General features: G+C 55.0%; 14 protein-coding genes. 8 read left to right on the forward strand and 6 right to left on the reverse strand.

The features are described from left to right. Positions 1–16: 16 nt before the first annotated feature. The 4 genes from R70331_RS01360 to R70331_RS01375 all read left to right on the forward strand — a co-directional run bounded on the left by R70331_RS01360 (position 17) and on the right by R70331_RS01375 (position 3,010). The gene (locus tag R70331_RS01360; RefSeq protein WP_052418872.1) at positions 17–1,051 is read left to right on the forward strand and encodes an ABC transporter substrate-binding protein; all 1,035 of its coding nucleotides are present in this window, start codon (positions 17–19) and stop codon (positions 1,049–1,051) included. A gap of 62 nt (positions 1,052–1,113) precedes the next feature. Next, on the forward strand, positions 1,114–1,890 hold the full coding sequence (locus R70331_RS01365; RefSeq protein WP_042172210.1) for an ABC transporter ATP-binding protein: 777 nt from the start codon (positions 1,114–1,116) through the stop codon (positions 1,888–1,890). Positions 1,891–1,908: 18 nt separating this feature from the next. After that, positions 1,909–2,685 carry an ABC transporter permease gene (locus R70331_RS01370; protein ID WP_042181986.1) on the forward strand — a complete coding sequence of 259 codons (777 nt, stop codon included), beginning with the start codon at positions 1,909–1,911 and terminating at the stop codon, positions 2,683–2,685. Positions 2,686–2,773: 88 nt separating this feature from the next. Continuing rightward, a complete protein-coding gene (locus R70331_RS01375; protein ID WP_042172212.1) occupies positions 2,774–3,010 on the forward strand; it encodes a DUF6953 family protein in 237 nt (78 codons plus the stop codon). Between the two features lie 168 nt (positions 3,011–3,178). Here the strand turns inward: R70331_RS01375 and R70331_RS01380 are convergent, their stop codons facing one another. The 3 genes from R70331_RS01380 to R70331_RS01390 form a co-directional block, all read right to left on the reverse strand. After that, positions 3,179–5,518 (reverse strand): UvrD-helicase domain-containing protein, encoded by a 2,340-nt coding sequence (locus R70331_RS01380; protein ID WP_042172214.1) that lies wholly within the window; start codon positions 5,516–5,518, stop codon positions 3,179–3,181. A gap of 81 nt (positions 5,519–5,599) precedes the next feature. Continuing rightward, positions 5,600–6,055: an Imm30 family immunity protein gene (locus R70331_RS01385; protein WP_042172216.1), complete on the reverse strand. Its 456-nt coding sequence runs from the start codon at positions 6,053–6,055 to the stop codon at positions 5,600–5,602. 12 nt (positions 6,056–6,067) lie between these two features. Then, a complete protein-coding gene (locus R70331_RS01390; protein ID WP_042172219.1) occupies positions 6,068–6,931 on the reverse strand; it encodes a Cof-type HAD-IIB family hydrolase in 864 nt (287 codons plus the stop codon). 198 nt (positions 6,932–7,129) lie between these two features. Between R70331_RS01390 and R70331_RS01395 the strand changes: the two genes are divergently transcribed. Beyond that, a complete protein-coding gene (locus R70331_RS01395; RefSeq protein ID WP_042172221.1) occupies positions 7,130–8,371 on the forward strand; it encodes a DUF445 domain-containing protein in 1,242 nt (413 codons plus the stop codon). A 109-nt stretch (positions 8,372–8,480) separates the two neighbouring features. Here R70331_RS01395 and R70331_RS01400 read toward each other — a convergent pair whose 3' ends face one another. The 3 genes from R70331_RS01400 to R70331_RS01410 all read right to left on the reverse strand — a co-directional run bounded on the left by R70331_RS01400 (position 8,481) and on the right by R70331_RS01410 (position 11,023). Further along, a complete protein-coding gene (locus R70331_RS01400) occupies positions 8,481–8,807 on the reverse strand; it encodes a P-II family nitrogen regulator (RefSeq protein WP_042172223.1) in 327 nt (108 codons plus the stop codon). 210 nt (positions 8,808–9,017) lie between these two features. Further along, the gene (locus R70331_RS01405; protein ID WP_042172224.1) at positions 9,018–10,118 is read right to left on the reverse strand and encodes a glycosyltransferase family 4 protein; all 1,101 of its coding nucleotides are present in this window, start codon (positions 10,116–10,118) and stop codon (positions 9,018–9,020) included. 86 nt (positions 10,119–10,204) lie between these two features. Then, a complete protein-coding gene (locus R70331_RS01410) occupies positions 10,205–11,023 on the reverse strand; it encodes a hypothetical protein (protein ID WP_042172226.1) in 819 nt (272 codons plus the stop codon). Between the two features lie 289 nt (positions 11,024–11,312). On the opposite strand from R70331_RS01410, the gene R70331_RS01415 reads away from it, so the two are divergent. From R70331_RS01415 to pulA, 3 genes are all read left to right on the forward strand, one after another. Then, positions 11,313–14,831, forward strand: coding sequence for a PAS domain S-box protein (locus R70331_RS01415; RefSeq protein ID WP_042172228.1), 3,519 nt, complete (start codon positions 11,313–11,315; stop codon positions 14,829–14,831). Continuing rightward, complete coding sequence (locus R70331_RS01420) at positions 14,828–15,448, forward strand: C39 family peptidase (protein WP_042172230.1); 621 nt, start codon at positions 14,828–14,830, stop codon at positions 15,446–15,448. Before R70331_RS01415 ends, R70331_RS01420 begins: the two co-directional genes overlap by 4 nt. A 126-nt stretch (positions 15,449–15,574) precedes the next feature. Beyond that, positions 15,575–17,548: a type I pullulanase gene (gene pulA, locus R70331_RS01425; RefSeq protein ID WP_042172232.1), complete on the forward strand. Its 1,974-nt coding sequence runs from the start codon at positions 15,575–15,577 to the stop codon at positions 17,546–17,548. Positions 17,549–17,642 lie beyond the last annotated feature (94 nt).

Genomic DNA, 17,642 nt, shown 5'->3' on the forward strand with positions numbered 1-17,642 from the left:
GAAGAGGTGGATCGTCTTGAAAAAAACAGGAACCTGGTACGGAACCGTTATTCTGCTCTTATCCCTTTCGCTGGTTACTATACTTTCCGGCTGCAGCTCCAAAGGTGATGCGGCAGCTTCGGGGGAAGCCGGAAACGGCAAGCCCGCAGTCTTGAACATTAAAATTGCCGACACCAACACCAACCCGGTGTTCCGGGTGGCAGCGGACAAGGGGTTTTTCAAAAAGCATAACATTGACGCAGAAATCATCACCTTTGCTTCTCCGGCCGAGGGGGTAAACGCCCTGTTCATTAAGCAGGTGGATATCGCTTACGGTGCGGACTTTCCTGTGCTGAATGCGGTATCCAAGGGCGGGTATTCCATTATTGCTTCTGCCGGGCAGGCCACAGATCAGGCGGCTGCAGCCTGGAAGCTGTATGTCAGGGATGATATTCAGTCGGCGGCTGATCTGAAGGGCAAGAACCTGAGCTTCATCCGCGGTACCTTTATCCCGTATCTGTGGGATGAATATCTGAAGGAGCAGGGCATTGCGCTCGGCGATGTGACGTTGACCGGACAGGGCGGGTTTGACGAAGCTTTTATAGCCCTGAAGCAGGGGGATATTGATGCGGCCTGGGTCATCGGCTCGGCACTTGTTGACAAGCTCGCTGCCCTTGAGAATGTGCATGAGCTGAGCGATATGTCCCAAACGCCGGTGCGGCTCGGCATGGGCATTGTGAGCAGCGATACTTTCATTGCAGCCAATCCGGATGGAATCGGCGATTTCCTGGCTGCGGTCGATGAAGCCTCGGCGTATGCCCAGGAGCATCCAGAAGAGGTGGCGGATCTCATGTATGACGAGGTGAAGCAGCCAAAGGAAAATACGCTGAAGGATCTGCCGCTCAATCCGTGGATTATCGGCTTTACACCGGCTGCCTATGACAGCCTGGCCGGACAGAAGGCCTATATGCTCGGTGCGGGAATCATCGAGAAGGATTTTGACCTGAAGGCGGCAATAAATCTGGAGCCGCTTAAAAAAGTGCTGCCGGATACCGTAACTTACGGGGAATAGAATAGCCGGCGGGTCAACGGGGATTTACTATTTTAACTCAAAATGTCCAGGAGGTGTCTTAGATGTCTTCACTTGCAGGCTCACACGCCATTCAGATCGAGCAGCTCCGTAAAAGCTACAGCGCCCAGACAACAGGAGACGTTCATTACATTATTAAGGATGTAAACCTGGTGATTAAAGGCGGAGAATTCTTCGTGCTGCTCGGTCCGAGCGGCTGCGGCAAGTCGACACTGCTTAACATGATTGCCGGGTTCGTCTCGAAATCGGGAGGCAACCTGAAGGTGGATAATGTCGAGATCGACCGGCCGGGCAGAGACCGCGCGGTGGTCTTTCAGCAGGCGGATTCCTCCCTGTTCCCCTGGCTGACGGTGCGGGAGAATGTGGAGTTCGGGCTGCGGATGAAGAAGACGCCGAAGGCCGAGCGCAAAGCCATTTCTGACCGCTTCATTCAGCTTGTCGGCTTAGCCGGGCATGAGAAGAAGTTCCCGAAGGAGCTGTCGGGCGGCATGAAGCAGCGAGTGCAGCTGGCCCGGGTACTGGCGAATGATCCGGCCATTCTGCTGATGGATGAACCGTTCGGCGCTCTGGATGCGATGACCCGGCGGACGATGCAGAAGGAGCTGGTTAATATCTGGAGGGAGACGCATAAGACGGTTATATTTGTCACTCATGATATTCAGGAGGCACTGCTGCTCGGAGAGCGTATCGGTATTATGTCGGTCGGCCCCTCCTCCAACATCACGGATGTTTATGACAATCCGCTGCCTTTTCCGCGGGACGTGGCTTCCCCTGAGTTCTACTCGCTGTACAACAAGATTCAAGGTCATTTTGAAGAATAGATAAGGGTGTGACAGATGATGAAATGGGTGGAGAAAAAATGGGTCTCCGTCACCCTGCTGTGGCTGGCCGCCTTGTGCATCTGGCAGCTGGGTGCGCTGATATACGGTCCTGATGTCATTCCGGGGCCGTGGGCCACGCTCCAGGGCGGCCGGGAGCTGATCAGTGACGGTACGCTGGTGCAGTACATCGGGATCAGCTTTTACCGGGTGCTGGTGGGCTGGGTGCTCGGCAGCCTGCTGGCCGTTCCGGTCGGGCTCATTATCGGCAAAGTGAATATTATCCGGATTTTTGCGGAGCCGTTCCTGAATTTTATCCGCTTTATTCCGCCGATTGCCTTCATCACGCTTTTCCTGGTGTGGTTCGGAATCGGGGAGCAGTCCAAAATTGCGCTGATCATGTACGCCACCTTCTTCATTGTAGTGCTGAATACGCTGACCGGCGTCATGGCGGTGGAGGAGGACAAAATCCGCTCCGCACGCAGCATGGGGGCAAGTGAATGGCAGATTCTGCTGCATGTCATCGTTCCGGCGACCACGCCGTATATTTTTACGGGTATCCGTCTGGCGATGGGCACCTCGTATATGGCGATTATCGGGGCGGAGATGATTGCTTCGAACGAAGGGGTAGGCTATCTGATCTGGAACTCCAGGCTGTTTTTCCGGACGGACTGGATTTTTGTCGGGCTGTTCTGCCTTGGCTTCATGGGATTCTTCACTGACAGGCTGTTCAACTGGTTCGGCCGCAAGGTGCTGTACCGTTATGGTGTGGTCAACGTCGCGGCACGCAAGCGCTGACCGGCAGGCTGTCCCGGAGCGGCTTTCATTCCTCCATGCTATAATGTAAGGGCTATAGCATACAGGATTTGAAAGGGGCAGCAGCCTGATGGAAGTTACCGCACAGGAAGTAGCAGAGTGGATGGTCAAGGAGATCCGGTTCACCGGAACCCTGCACCAGACCGCCGCGATTGAATATGTTAAGGACAACTTCGGCGAGCAGTTTGTGTTTGTGAATGAGAACGGGAACGCCTCACTGGCTAAGGATGTCAAAAAAGCATTCCGTAAGCTGCACGGCGGACGGATCGCCTGGGACCGCGATGCTTTTCTGTGGGCCTGGACGTAACACAGCAAAAAAAGGACCATTGCCCGGTGCGGGAAATGGTCCTTTTTGCTGCATAGGAGTCCTGTCGCTGGCGGCAGAGCTGCCGCAGCCTGTGAGCCGCGATAACCGGCTAGGTTGTGCGCCGGTATCAGCAGCCCGGCAAGACATAGACAACGGGCAGCCGCCGGCTTATACAGGCACCTCGCGGGTGCTTTTCTCCATGGGGGAGCTGCACAGCGGGCAGGGCTTGGAGGCCAGATGGTCCTCCGCCCCGCCGGCCTTCATCCGGGTCCAGCCCGGGCAGCGGGCGCCGGTACAGTTCCAGACAGGAACCGTATGGGTCTTGGCATGTCCGGCTGTGCCGGAGGTATACCCCCTGGACACTCCGGTTCTGCTCACGGACACAGTAGAAGCCGTGGAGGCGGCAGGTCTGAAAGGGGCGGCAGCGGAGCGGAAGGCGGACAGCATGAAGCGGGAGACCTCCGCCTTCTTGCCCCGGTGTCTGGCCGGGGAGCTGATGAACAGCTCCTCCTTGGCTCTGGTGACAGCGACGTAGGCGAGCCGCCGCTCTTCCTCCAGCGCGGCGATGCCGGCATCGCTGCCTGCCTTGAAGCTGCCGGCTGCCGGAAGCTGGCCGGCCTTGCGGTCCTTCAGCCGGTCGCCTTCAAGCGCCGAGCTGTGGGGCAGAATGCCCTCCGAGGCTCCGAGCAGGAAGACAACAGGGAATTCCAGCCCTTTGGATTTATGGATAGTCATCAGTGCAACGCGGTTGCCCTGCTCCTTGAGTCCGCTCTGGCGGCTCAGCTCATTGCGTTCGGTGATGCCGGCAATAAAGTCGAGGAATACAGGGAGGCTGTCGAACCGCTCAGCCGAGGTTTCCAGCTCGTCCAGCATTTCCTTCAGCGTCTCGCGGTGCAGGGTAGCCTGATGCCGCTCATTAGCCTCTATGAAGTAGTCATAGAAGCTTGTCCGGATGCGGCGGATCGCCTGCAGCGGCGTCAATGCAGCCAGGCCGCGGATCAGCTCCAGCCGCTCCCGCAGCTTGGTGCCCTTGAAATCCTCCATTCCCGGCAGGGAGAGCAGATGAATCAGCGGGCCCTGCTTGGGCTGGACAGCTTCCATCCGGCGGATATGCTCCATGCCGGTTTCCCGGTTCATATACAGGGTCGGCATAATGCTCTCCATCGCGGCAAAGTTGCGCCGGTTCAGTGACAGCCGCAGATGGTCCAGCACCGGCAGGATCAGCCAGTGCTCGTAGAGCAGCTGACCTTCACCGTAATCAATATAAGGGATATCCCGCAGCAGCAGCAGCTCCAGTACGGCGCGGTTGCTGCTGGAGGCCCGGTACAGCAGGGTGAAATCACGGTATTCCCTGTTGCTGCTGCCTACCTCATTTACGATATGGTCAACAATCTGCTCGGCTTCCTCATCCGCTGTCTGCGGGCGCAGATAACGGGGCTGGGCGCCGCCGCTTCTGGCCGCCTGCAGCGTTTTGGAGCGGCGGCGCAGGTTGTGGCGGATGATGCCGTTGCCGAGGCCGATAATAGCCGGACCGGACCGGTAATTAATATCCAGGGTGATGATCCTTGCCCCGGGATACAGCTTTTCAAATTCCAGAATGAATTCACTGCGCGCTCCGTTAAAGGAGTAGATCGTCTGGTCATCATCGCCGACGACCATCAGGTTGTTCTGCGGATAAGCAATCATTTTGACCAGCTCATACTGCAGCTCATTCGTATCCTGGAACTCATCCACCATGACATACTGGAATTTCTGCTGCAGCTCCTGCAGGAGCTGGGGCTGCTCCAGCAGCATTTTATAGGCAATCAGCAGCACATCATCGAAGTCCATTTTGTTATGATCCTGCTTCCACTGCTCATAGAGGGTCAGAATCGCCTTCATTTCCTGCTCTGCGGTATTCGTCTCAGGGAGTGTATCTGCGTCCCTCATATTCATCTTGCAGGAAGACAGCAGGGCCAGCAGTGTTTCCGGCGGATAAGCATCCTTCGGCAGCCCCAGCTCCCGCATAATCTGCTTCAGCAGGATGTGCTGGCGGCGTGTCTCATGAAAGATGTCCTGCCGCAGGCCCTGGCGCCTCAGAAAATACAGAAAGAAGGAGTGGAAGGTACGGGCCTGCAGGCGCGCAGCATCGCCTTCGGCGACGCCCGGCAGCACAGCGATGCGCTCGCGCATCTCCGCCGCCGCCTTGCTGGAGAAGGTAAGCAGCAGCATCCGTGCGGGGGAGACCCCCCGCACGGACAGCAGGTAGCCTGTTCTGCAGATCAGCACCGAGGTTTTGCCCGAGCCTGCACCGGCCAGCGTCAGCAGCGGTCCTTCGTGATGCCGCACCGCTGCAATCTGCGGCGGGTTAAGCAGAATTCCGCCCTCCTCAAGCCGGCGGAAATAAGCGGCATCGCCTTCCCCCGGCTTCACCGTCTCACGGCTGGTCCGGGCTGAGGCAATTGCCGCCTGGGGAATACGTTCACCGCTTGCACCGAGCGGTATATTATGGAATAAAAGCTTATTCATCAGATTCACCTTCAATATAAGTCCATTAGCCAATCTACAATATAACACTGCACTGCCTATATAGAAAAGCGGTTCCCCTGTTTACTTTATTTTGCCAAGCAGGGTATTCACTTTCCGTTCATATTGGCGGGGCTTGTTCTCGCGGATTTCCTCAAGCAGAAACACAAGCGACTGCTTCACCCGGGGGGACATACCTTTGGCAATAGCGGCGTATTCCTTCCTGAACAGGCTGTCATCCAGTATCCGCTCGTTGAGCACGATGGCCCAGCCCCGGGCAGGCTCAAGCATGTCCGGCAGCGACTCCAGCAGCTGGGTCAGGTACATCTCCATGTGGCAGCTCTCCACAAAATGAACAAGCCCGAACATCACTTCCTCATGCCCGGTCTCATCGTCAAACACTTTGAAAATCTGCTGGATTACGGCATCCTCCGTGTCACCGGCCAGTCCCTCCAGCGCCAGGTCAAACAGCTCGCATTCCAGCTCTGTCCGCAGCAGCCGGTTGTTATAGAGCTGGGCTATCCCAGGGTACATGTTCATCCGCGGCACCGCCTATTTCCGGTCAAGAAGATGCCGGATTCCCTCAGCGACGCCATGCTCGGCATTGCTAAACGTAATGAAATCCGCAGTTTCCTTCAGCAGCTCGGCGGCATTGCCCATGGCAATCTTGTAGCCGGCCCGCTCAAACATAGGCAGATCATTATAGCTGTCGCCCATTACGGCCACCTGATCTTCAGGAATGCCGTAGTGTGCAGCAAGCTTAATAACACCTGTACCTTTGTTGGCATCCTTGTGATTGATTTCAATATTGCTCTCGTGGGAAGCTGTAATAATCAGGCCGGGAACAGCAGCGAAGCGGGTGGACGCTTCCTTAAGGACCTCGCGGTTCAGTGAGAAAGCAAGCGCCTTATAAAGCTGCTGCTCCTCCTTGCCCCAGATCTCCTCCATACTCTCTACATACGTTACGGCAGCCTGGCGGAACTGCTTGGCAATCATCGCCTTCAGCAGCCAGCCGAAGCCTTCGGGGATTTCCTCGTCTTTAAGCTCGGCCAGCTTTTCCAGACGGACCCGCTTGTCCAGCTCAACATATACATTGTCCTCGGTGTACACCTCGTAATACAGCTCAGGGACCTCGTTCATCCAGCGCAGTACCGGGATAATATCCTCTTTGTCCAGCGGCCGGCTCACCGCCTGGGTACCGTCCGGCAGAATCAGCAGAGCCCCGTTCATAGCGACAACAGGACAACTCAGGTCGGACAGCCGCAGCTGACGCTCAGCATCCATATAAGAACGTCCGGTGGCAATTGCCACAATATGGCCCAGACTCTGGGCATGAATAATCGCTTCGCGGTTCTCCGGACTGATATTTCCATTTTCGTTCAGCAGTGTTCCGTCCATATCAAGTGCAATCAGCATAATGTTGTTCTCCTTTTTCTGTACGTTCTAATCCGCAACTCTGGGACTGTGAAAATCATTTCCTGTATTTTATCATTAATTCTCTGTAAATTAAAAATTCCTTTTCATGGGCTTGCCTGAATTTCCGGAAAACCACCCGGACGTGCTACAATATAAGGCAGACTATTGATGAAACCGCCGAAAAATGGGGGAGTATGAATGAAATCCAGAAATTTAGCTACAATTTCACTTGTTGTAATGGCATGCGGCTTTCTGATTACGCTGTTCTTGCCGGATAATATACCCTTTGAGCTGCTGCGGGGCGGCTTTGAGGCTGGCCTTGTCGGCGGGATTGCCGACTGGTTCGCCGTGACGGCGCTGTTCCGTCATCCGCTGGGCTTGAAGATTCCGCATACCTCACTGCTGATCAAAAGCCGTGACAAAATTGTCCAGTCCCTGATCTCTGCGATGGAGAATGAGCTGCTGAACAAGGCCAGCATTGAAAACAAGCTGCGCGGCATCCGCATTATCCGGCTTGCCGGCGGCCTGCTGACCAAATTTATGTCCAGAAAGAAAGTAAGGGCGGAAATTCTGGAGCAGGTGAGCACCTTTGTGCTGCGCCTGCCAGTAGAGCAGGCGGTGCCCTATCTGCAGAAGACCGCTGCCGGGTATATTCGTGAAGCCGAGCTGGGCGGGGCCGCAGACACTATTGCCACAAGGCTGATGAATGACGGCAAGGATATCGCTGCTCTGGACTATGCACTCGAAGGCGTATCCGGCTGGACCGGACGTCCGGAGACGCGTGCGATGCTGGGCAAGCTGGCCAGCGAAAAGCTGGCCGAAGTGAAGCTTGGCGGACTGAAGGGAATGGCTTTCCAGGCTTTTGTCGGGTTTATGGATGCCGATATGCTCGGGGAAATGCTGCAGGGCATGCTGCAGTCCGGTATCCGTGACTTCCGTGAAGAGGATAATCCGTACCGTGAGCAGATTATCCGGGAGATTCGCGTCGCCCTGTTTCAGCTTGTAAATGATGAGACAAAGATTGCTGGACTGAAGGAGTGGGCAGAGGGCACTGTGCAGGGTGAAGAGGCGGCAGCCTTCCTGCAGAAGCAGCTTGAGGTTGTCCGCAGCAAGGCTATTGCTATGCTGGAGGAGGACCGGGTAAGTGGCGGCCGGAAGCTGTTCAGCCTGTATGGCCTGCTGGCCCGCCGTGTCAGCAAGGAGACAGATCTTATCCAGGGCTGGGAGGAGCGTATCCGCGCTTCACTGATTGCTCTGGTAGAGGCTAATCATTACCGTATCGGTGTTCTGGTCAAAGAAAACCTGGATCAGATGGATGATGAGAGCCTGGTGAATATGCTGGAGGAGAAGATCGGCAAGGATCTGCAGTGGATCCGGGTCAATGGTGCGGTCTGCGGCTTTGTGGTAGGTCTGGTGCTGACCGTTATTCAGCTGATCTGATACAAATAAACAGTAAAGAAAGGGACAGCATGTGCCTGATCGGCGGGTTTATCCGCCGGCAGACACAGAGCTGTCCCTTTGTCATGGAGGCTGGTTTAGACCGGGCAGGCTACAGCAGATTTTTGCCGTTGCTGATGGTGAAGGCTTCCATCACAGGCATTACAAAAATCTTGCCGTCGCCGAAGGAGCCATGCTCCCCGGTTCTTGCCGTTCTCATAATAATACTGATGACATCATCCTTCTCGTCGTCATTGATGACAATCATCAGCAGCTTTTTAGAAATCTGATTGTAGTGGTTTGTTCCGACCTGAATTCCCTTTTGTTTACCGCGCCCAAGCAGATCCATCTTACTGATGGAGGGGAAGCCGGCAAGCATTAGCTCAGCCATAACCTCATCTGCCTTCTCCGGTCTAATAATAGCCTTAATCATTAACATAAGGATGCACCCTTTCTACAGCTGATTAATGTGTTGTAGGGGGTTGCCAGCATCTGGATGGCGGTACAAGTTAACATAGTTTGTTATTGGCAACGCTTACAATAACAGTATAATAGCCGCTGCGGGTCATATCCTGCGAGAATGGTCACAAAGTTCTTTATACATACTGTCGCAAGTCAGAGGAGCGCTGTTCAGGGCGGCTCCCCTCCGTCAGGCATGAAGAAGTGACTGATACAGCTCTTCCAGGCGAAAGGCGGTATGACCCCAGTCGAAGGTGCGCAGGGCGTCGCTTCGGCCCTGCAATCCGATCCTTGCGGACAGCCCCGGGCTGCGGCCGACCCTCAGCAGCAGCCTGGCAAAAGGCAGAGCCTCCCGGTATCTTACGGCCAGATAGCCGTTATGGCCGGAACGGATAATCTCCCGGATTCCCCCGTTGTCTGAAGCGATGACGGGCAGCCCGGAGGCCATCGCCTCCACATTGACCAGCCCGAACGATTCATGCCTCTGGGAGGGACAGACGAAGCAGTCCGCAGCCTGATACAGGCTGTGAATCTGCTCATGGGCAATTTTGCCCGGGAAGGAGACGGACACGCCCAGCCTTCTGGCCAGAAGCTTCAGCTGGCGGATATACGCCGGTTTGCCCTGCCCCGCAACGACCAGATGGGCAGGCATACGCTTGTTCACATGATACATCGCCCGGATGAGGACATGCACACCTTTGCGGGGAATGATTCTGCCGGCAAACAGCACGGTAAATACCTGAGGCAGCCGGTATTGCCTGCGCAGGCGCTGGCGTTCCGGCAGCTCCGCAGGTGTGAACCGGGAGAGCTCAGCGCCCAGCGGGACAACGCTGAGCCTTCTGTGTATCCCGGGGAAGCGCCCTGACAGCTTATTCAGCAGTGATCTGCTGTTGACGGCAATCCCGTCGGCGCGGGCCAGGGAGCGTGCTATTCTGCGCCCAGCCGGAACAAAGGTAAGGGAGTGGAGATACAGCAGCACCGGGATATCAGGATGCCGCTTTTTGACGGCAGCCATAAGCAGCGGACGGTTATCGACCTGGATAATATCAAAAGACTCTTGCTTCAGGAATTGGAGCACGGAAGCCTGGTAAAGACGCGGAGTACCCGAAGCCAGGCGGATAATCCGCACCTGCTCCAGCTCGGCGGAATCGGGAAGCAGGGCGGTTGCCCGGCTGACGACAGTTACGTTATGTCTTCCGGCCAGGCGTCTGGCTATCGCCCAGATACAGATTTCTACAGAGCCGTCCCCCGGCAGCGGGAACTGCTCCGGTGCAATGATACAGATACGCATAGTTCGAGCCTCCTTCTGGCCGGCTTTCGTAAGATCTCTCTATCACCATATGCACTTTTTCAGGCGGAGGATACCCTTGGTGCCAATCAGGAGCCAGTTTGCTTTAAGGTCGCAGCGATCACCGCCGCAACCTTCTGTTCCAGCTCGATAATCTTTTGTTTGCTGGCAGCAATCTGCTTGTAGCCTGATACAAGCGAGGTTAGGGATTGTCCGGCGAGAGCCGGGTTTTGCTTGCGGATGGCAGTCTTGAAGCTGCTGAAGTCGGCAGTGATCCGCTTATTCAGGGCGGAGGCCGCGCTTTTTTGGGTTTTGATGGATGTCTGGGGGCTCTCAATACCCGATAAGGTTTTACGGGCGGCGGCAATTTTCCGGGTTCGTGCCTCTTTGGCCGCCTTCAGCACGGCTTCCTTGTCCCTGATGTCCTGGCGGGCGAACTGGACTGTGATTTTCATAGCATCCGCCTGGGTCTTGAGAATAGCATTCAATGTTTTATCCTTAAGCCCCTTAACGAGTGCGATCCGGCTGTTCAGTGCGCTGTACTGGTCGAAAAGAGGCTGGTAACGCTCCTTGGTGCTGGTGACGGCTGCGGCAAGCTTGGCTACGGCGGCCTGGTCAATCTCGGTAATCTGCTTGCGGACTGTAATCAGGCTCTGGGCGTTGCTTTCATGCAGGACACGGATCTGTTCTTCCCTGCTGTCATACTGAGCGGCCAGGCCGTCCAGCTCGCTGTATTGGCTCTTCAGCCTGGCCCGGTCCTGCGTACTTGCGGCTGCGGCAGTCAGATCAAAGGCTGCCTGAATGGACGGGGTCAGCACAACGGCGGCTGCAGACGCCCTTCCTGCTGAAGCGAATAAGGGCATTATCAGAACCAGCACTGCGAGAAAGATTTGCACACGTTTGTTCACGATATTCCTCCTCCTGATATCCCTGTTAACCGGTACAACAAAAAAACACCCGCAGTAAAGGCAAATAAGCCTTTATTACGGGTGCTTCCGGCGTAACAAGTCAGTTTAATATATTATTGGTCTAAACTTTAGTGGAATTACGGGACAGCGTCAATATTTAAAATTCGGGATTTATTCCCTAAACGTGTGCCGTACATTTCTTCCGATGTCCACATGTCGTATACTGAAGAAAGAGTTTAACGTAGAGTCTGCATAGGAGCCGGCTCGTGATGAAGGAGGCCCTGAATAAATGGATTACTTGGCAGAGAATCATAGTATTCTGGATCAGGCATTCATGATGTCCCCGGTAGGAATGGCAGTGTGGGCCATAGAGGCGCATAAGTGGATTAAGGTCAATTCCGCATTATGCGATATTTTGGGCTGCAATGAAGCTGATTTTCTCCAGAACACCGTTTGCGGCAGCCTGATTGCACCGCCGGCAGAGCAGGAGGGGCTGTCATTGGCAGAAACGATAGACCCGCGCTCACTTACACCGGGAGCCACTTCCGTAAAGGAAATGAAATTCTACAGCCGTGCAGGCCGCCCCTTGTGGCTGTCCCTTACCTTTGTACGTCCTGCAGCCGGACAGGACTCCCAGCACATTATCGTATATGCAGCAGATATAACAGACCGGAAGATTGCGGACCAGCTTACTGTAGACAGCCGTGATTTATACGATTTATTTATAAAAGATGATCAGAGCATGATTTCCTTTACCCAGCCTGACGGTATTCTGAGCTTCATTTCTCCCTCTTCGCTGAAGCTTATCGGCTACAAGCCGGAGGAGATGCTCGGCAGGAACCGGCTGGAATTCTACCATCCTGATGACAGCAGGAACATGAATCTGGCGGACGGGCTTCTGGGAAATGACACGTACATCCGCCGTCTGCGCCATAAGGACGGTCACTATATCTGGTTTGAAACCTCCTTTCATGCGCTGCGGAATGAGAACAATGAAATTACCAGAATTATGGGCATCGGCCGAAACGTGAACAGCCGCAAACAGAATGAAGAGGCTCTGGCTGCCGCGCAGAGAGTTGCCCGGATCGGCTCCTGGAGCTGGGATCTGGCCAAGGGCAAGCTGTCATTCTCGGAAGAGCTGCAGCGGATGCTCCATATCCAGGCAGGGACAGACGGGATGGATTACGAGACTCTTGTTGACCTGGTTCATCCTGGTGATCTTGATTATCTCTTTGAGAATGTTGAGCGGGCACTGGCCCGGGGAGCCTCCGGAGAGGCTGCTTACCGGCTGATTCTCCAGGATCATAGTGAGCTTACGATCAATATCCAATGGGATGTGATCCTGAATCCGGACGGAGAGCCGATCCAGATGATCGGCATGATGCAGGATATCACCGAGCGGCAGCAGATGGAGCGCCAGCTTAGGGAGAGCGAGCGCAATTTCCGCCTCATGTCGGAGAATTCCCTGGACCTGATCTCGCGCCATGCGATTAAGGACAGCATCTTCCTGTACTGCTCTCCCGCCAGCAGTTCGCTGCTGGGCTATGAGCCTGAGGAAATGGTCGGCACCAGCGCTTACGAATACCTTCATCCGGACGATCTGCTGATGATGCAGCAGATGATGGCGCAAAGTGAAGCGGCGAGATTTATCCCGCCGATATCCTACCGGTACCGTCACAAAAACGGCAGCTACGTCTGGTTTGAGACGAACAGCCGCTATATTTTTGATGAACAAGGGCAGATTGCCGAGATCATTGCCGTTGGACGCGATATCACCGAGCGCAAGCAGTTTGAGGCCAGGCTGCAGGAGAGCGAGCAGCACTACAAATCGCTGTTTGAATATAACCCTTCAGCGGTTTATTCTATGAATCTGCAGGGGGACTATTTAACGGCGAATACTATTCTTGAGGAACTGTCCGGCTACTCCATGGAGGAGCTGATCGGCAATTATTACGGACCGCTTGTGCATGAAAAGGATGTTCAAAAGACGAAGTACCATTTTGAAATGGCCGTCCGGGGTGTGCCGCAAAATTATGATCTGACGCTGATTCATAAATCAGGACAACTGGTAGAGATCAATACGACCAATATCCCTATTATTATTGATGACGAGGTGGTCGGGGTCTTCGGCATTTCCCGCGATATTACTGAACGTACCCGCTATACCGAGCAGATTGAGAAGCTCAGCAATGACTACACCCTGATTCTTAATGCGGTGTCCGAGGGGATTTTTGGTCTTGATACGGAGGGCAGAGTGACCTTTATTAATCCCGCGGGAGCGCAGATGCTGGGCTTTGCCTACGGTGAAATTATGGGACAGCCTTATCTCGGTTATATTCAGCAGACAGAGCTGGACGGTATCTATTCGCGGCCTGAGGAGTCTCCGCTGATGCAGGCTGTACGGGCGGGAGAGTCGCTTCAGAGCAATAATGCGGTATTGTGGCGGAAGGACGGATCAAGCTTTTTGGCCGAATATCAGGTAACCCCTTTGTTTGATAAAGGCGAGCGTATCGGAGCGGTTGTTGTATTCCGCGATATTACCAACGAGCAGGAGATCATCCGCGCCAAGGAATCTGCCGAAAAGGCTGACCAGGCCAAATCGGAATTCCTCGCCATTATGAGTCATGAGCTGAGAACCCCGATGAATGGTATTATGGGCATGACCGACCTGCTTGTGGACACGGAGCTCAATGAGGAGCAGCGCGGGTATGCTGCGATTATCAGTGAGAGCAGTGCCTCGCTGCTGTATATTCTGAATGAAATCCTCGATTTGAGTAAAATTGAAGCCGGGAAAATGACGCTTGCCCAGGAGCCGGTGAATTTGGAGTGGGTGATGGAAAGTGTCACGGAGCTGTTCCTGCCCAAGGCACGGGAGAAAAATATCGAGCTGACCTGCAGGATCGCCCCGGATGTACCCGCGCTGATTACCGGAGATGCAGACCGGCTGCGCCAGGTACTGGTTAATCTGGCCAGCAATGCGGTCAAATTTACCGAGCAGGGTTCGGTGGATATTGCCGTGGAGACGGAATTCTGCCCTAACCGGCACAAAATGACCCTTAAGTTCAGCGTACAGGATACCGGAATCGGGATTCCGCCGGAGAAGCAGTCCCTGTTATTCCAATCCTTCTCGCAGCTGCATCCGGCAATTAACCGCAAATATGGCGGCACGGGCCTGGGCCTGTCTATCTGCAAGCGGCTTGTGGAGCTAATGGGAGGAGCTATTGCGGTAGACAGCAGGGAGGGTGAAGGAGCCAACTTTTATTTCACGCTGCCTATTCCTGTCGAGTATGAACCGGATAAGGCTTCCGTGGAGGATGATACAGCCGGTACAGAGCTTAATAACCCTCTAAAAGCGGGCACCGCCTCCTACGCATTGCCGGAGCCGGGAGAGACAGGGCTGCACCTTCCCGGGGTGGAGCCCAAGTTCGGCCCGCTGCGGATTCTGGTGGCCGAAGACCACCCGGTCAACCAGAAGCTTCTGCTGACCATGCTGAAGAAGCGGGGGTACGCCGCCGACCTGGCGGAGGACGGCCGGCAGGCGCTGCAGAATGTGCTGCAGCAGCCTTACGACCTTGTGTTTATGGATGTGCAGATGCCTGTGATGAGCGGGCTTACTGCAGCAGCCCGAATCCGTGACCAGCTCGCGCCGGATAAACGTCCGTATCTGGTAGCCGTAACAGCCTTCACACGGCCCGAAGACAGGGAACGGTGCCTTGCTGTAGGGATGGAGGATTTCATCAGCAAGCCGTTTCAGGCATCGGATATTGAACGTGTTCTGCAGAAGCGGCAGGAGCGGATCGCTTTATGAGCCGGACACCGCAGAGCCGCCGCATCCTTGCCGCGGAGCCTTATACACAATGGGAGCCGGGCGTTCATTCGCCCGGCTCTGCCTGCGGGCCGGCCACACTGGCCGCCATGATGGAATACTGGCATACGCGGCAGGGAGCGGATTTTATTCCCGGCAGCAGGCATTTTGCCACCAAAGCAGCCCATATAAATTACATATACAGCCATCACAGCGGGAGAGCCTGGGGCATGAGTGTACGCAGCTTCGTCCGGGCTCTTCACGGGTATATCAGCTCTGCTTCCGGGAAGGATGAGAATAACAGCGGCAGGCCTGACGTAGCTGTATTTAACGATATAGAGCGGTATAAAGCGGAAATCAACGCAGGGCGCCCGGTTGCACTCAAATTCGATAAGTGGTTCAGCCTCCGCTGGCAGGGGGAGTTTGCCTACGATTATCATTGGGTGCTGGGAACCGGTTATGAGGAGCCGGCGGACGGCTCGGGGCCTGTGCTGATTGTACACGATAACGGGGTTCGGCTTAGAGGCGGCGGCTATCTTCCGGGGCAGGAGCGGCGCATTCACTATAAGCCTAATCAGGATGTTATATCTATGGTAAGCCTCAATATTACCGGTTTCTAACCCGGCTTCCGATACAGCAGATGTACGAAACGGGAATCCTGCCAAAAAATTCGGTACAAACGTTTGCGCAACTGGGATAATGACGCTATAATTCCAGTTAATAAAAGGTAAAGGAGACAGGTTGCCTTGTCCGTACAAAAAGAAATGAAAGAACCGGTTCACTATGGTGATCCGGCGGCCACCGGCGGAATATCCGTGTTTGATCAGGAGTTTGACCAGCTTTTCAGCTATGACGGCAATGATCTGGGCTTAACTTATACTCCCCAGTCCTCCTCGTTCTGCCTATGGGCGCCTACTGCCTTTGAAGCAGAAGTTGTGCTGTATGATTCCTGGCAGGATGCCGCAGGTAAGCATCTGCCGATGACCCGTGAGGTGCGGGGCGCATGGAGGCTCAAAATAAGCGGTGACCTGGAGGGTAAATTCTATACCTACCGGGTGCGTGTCGGGGAGCAGTGGAATGAAGCGGCAGACCCCTATGCCCGGGCTGTTGGGGTTAACGGTGACCGGAGTGCCATCCTGGATATGTCCAAGACAAATCCTGAGCGCTGGACGGATGACAAGCCGTTGCTTGCCGACCCGGTCGATGCTGTCATCTACGAGCTGCATCTGCGTGACTTATCCGTACATCCAGGCAGCGGTATTGTCCATAAAAGCCAGTATCTCGGCCTGGCGGAGGATGGAACACGCGGCCCCGGAGGGATTGCGACCGGACTGGATCATATTGCCGGTCTTGGCGTGACACATGTGCAGCTGCTGCCGTTTTATGATTATGCTACAGAGAGCGTCGATGAAACAAAGCTGGATCAGCCCCATTATAACTGGGGGTATGACCCGAAGAATTTCAACGCGCCGGAAGGCTCCTATGCCACCAATCCCTATGCTCCAGCTGTAAGAATCCGTGAGCTGAAGACAATGATACAGGCGCTGCATGACCGCGGGCTGCGTGTCATTATGGATGTCGTCTATAACCATGTATATGACGGCTTCCGCGTTAACTTTACGAAGCTGGTTCCCGGTTATTATCTCCGCTACAAGCAGGACGGCAGTCTGTCGGACGGCTCGGGCTGCGGGAATGATGTTGCCAGCGAGCGGCTGATGGTATCCCGCTTTATTGTCGAGTCGGTCCTGTACTGGGCGGAGGAATATCATATCGACGGCTTCCGCTTTGATCTGATGGGCCTGCTGGATATTGAGACCATGCAGGAGATCCGCCGCCGTCTGGATCAGCTTGACCCTTCGATTATGACGATCGGTGAGGGCTGGATTATGGACACGGAGCTTGCGCCCGAGAAGCTGGCCGATCAGAGCAATGCGGCTAGTCTGCCGGGTATCGGCCATTTCAACGACGGCTTCCGTGATGCGGTGAAGGGTAATATCTTCCGCTACGGGGAGCGGGGGTTTATCAGTGGTAAGCATGGACTGGAGCAGGAGGTAAAGACGGGAATTACCGGGGGCATCGTGCACGAGCAGGCTTCCGGACAGTTTGCCGATGAGCCCCGGCAGTGTGTGAATTTCGTGGAATGTCATGATAACCACACGCTCTGGGACAAAATTGTGCTGTCTACCCCGGGTGAGCGTGATATGGACCGTGCAGCCATGCACCGGCTGGCCTCCGCAATGGTGCTGACCAGCCAGGGGATTCCGTTCCTGCATGCCGGACAGGAATTCATGCGCACCAAGGATGGCGTAGAGAACAGCTATAAATCGCCGGTAGAGGTCAATTGGATGGACTGGGAGCGCTGCGCCGCCCATGCCGGTGATGTTGATTATATGAAGCGCCTGATTGCGCTGCGGAGGGCCCATCCGGCCTTCCGGCTGCGCACGGCAGAGGAAATACGCGCACAGCTCATGTTCGAACAGTCTCCGGCCGGCACAGTGGCCTATACACTGCGTGGTCATGCCGGAGGCGATGCGGCTGAGCATCTGTATGTGCTCTATAACGCCAATCCGTCCGGAGCCTCCTTGAAGCTGCCTGCCCTTGGCGAATGGAGCATTCTGTTCGGCGGCGAGCTGGTCTCCAAGCTTGCGGGCGGTGCGCTGAACGTCAAGCAACAGGGCATGGTTGTGCTTGCTGTACAGCCGCAGCCACATACACTATAAGTTTTGTACAACAGTCAACGGATGCTGCTCCTGGATAAGGAGGGCATCCGTATTTTTTTGCCTGGACAAGCCTATTTTATGGAAAAGTACTTCA

This window comes from Paenibacillus sp. FSL R7-0331 (genome assembly GCF_000758645.1).
GTDB lineage: Bacteria > Bacillota > Bacilli > Paenibacillales > Paenibacillaceae > Paenibacillus_AQ > Paenibacillus_AQ camerounensis.

Bases quoted from the DNA above. Each gene is read 5' to 3' on its own strand.
- R70331_RS01365 (WP_042172210.1), top strand. From the start codon at position 1,114: ATGTCTTCACTTGCAGGCTCACACGCCATTCAGATCGAGCAGCTCCGT.
- R70331_RS01370 (WP_042181986.1), top strand. From the start codon at position 1,909: ATGAAATGGGTGGAGAAAAAATGGGTCTCCGTCACCCTGCTGTGGCTG.
- R70331_RS01375 (WP_042172212.1), top strand. From the start codon at position 2,774: ATGGAAGTTACCGCACAGGAAGTAGCAGAGTGGATGGTCAAGGAGATC.
- R70331_RS01380 (WP_042172214.1), bottom strand. From the start codon at position 5,518: ATGAATAAGCTTTTATTCCATAATATACCGCTCGGTGCAAGCGGTGAA.
- R70331_RS01385 (WP_042172216.1), bottom strand. From the start codon at position 6,055: ATGAACATGTACCCTGGGATAGCCCAGCTCTATAACAACCGGCTGCTG.
- R70331_RS01390 (WP_042172219.1), bottom strand. From the start codon at position 6,931: ATGCTGATTGCACTTGATATGGACGGAACACTGCTGAACGAAAATGGA.
- R70331_RS01395 (WP_042172221.1), top strand. From the start codon at position 7,130: ATGAAATCCAGAAATTTAGCTACAATTTCACTTGTTGTAATGGCATGC.
- R70331_RS01400 (WP_042172223.1), bottom strand. From the start codon at position 8,807: ATGTTAATGATTAAGGCTATTATTAGACCGGAGAAGGCAGATGAGGTT.
- R70331_RS01405 (WP_042172224.1), bottom strand. From the start codon at position 10,118: ATGCGTATCTGTATCATTGCACCGGAGCAGTTCCCGCTGCCGGGGGAC.
- R70331_RS01415 (WP_042172228.1), top strand. From the start codon at position 11,313: ATGGATTACTTGGCAGAGAATCATAGTATTCTGGATCAGGCATTCATG.
- R70331_RS01420 (WP_042172230.1), top strand. From the start codon at position 14,828: ATGAGCCGGACACCGCAGAGCCGCCGCATCCTTGCCGCGGAGCCTTAT.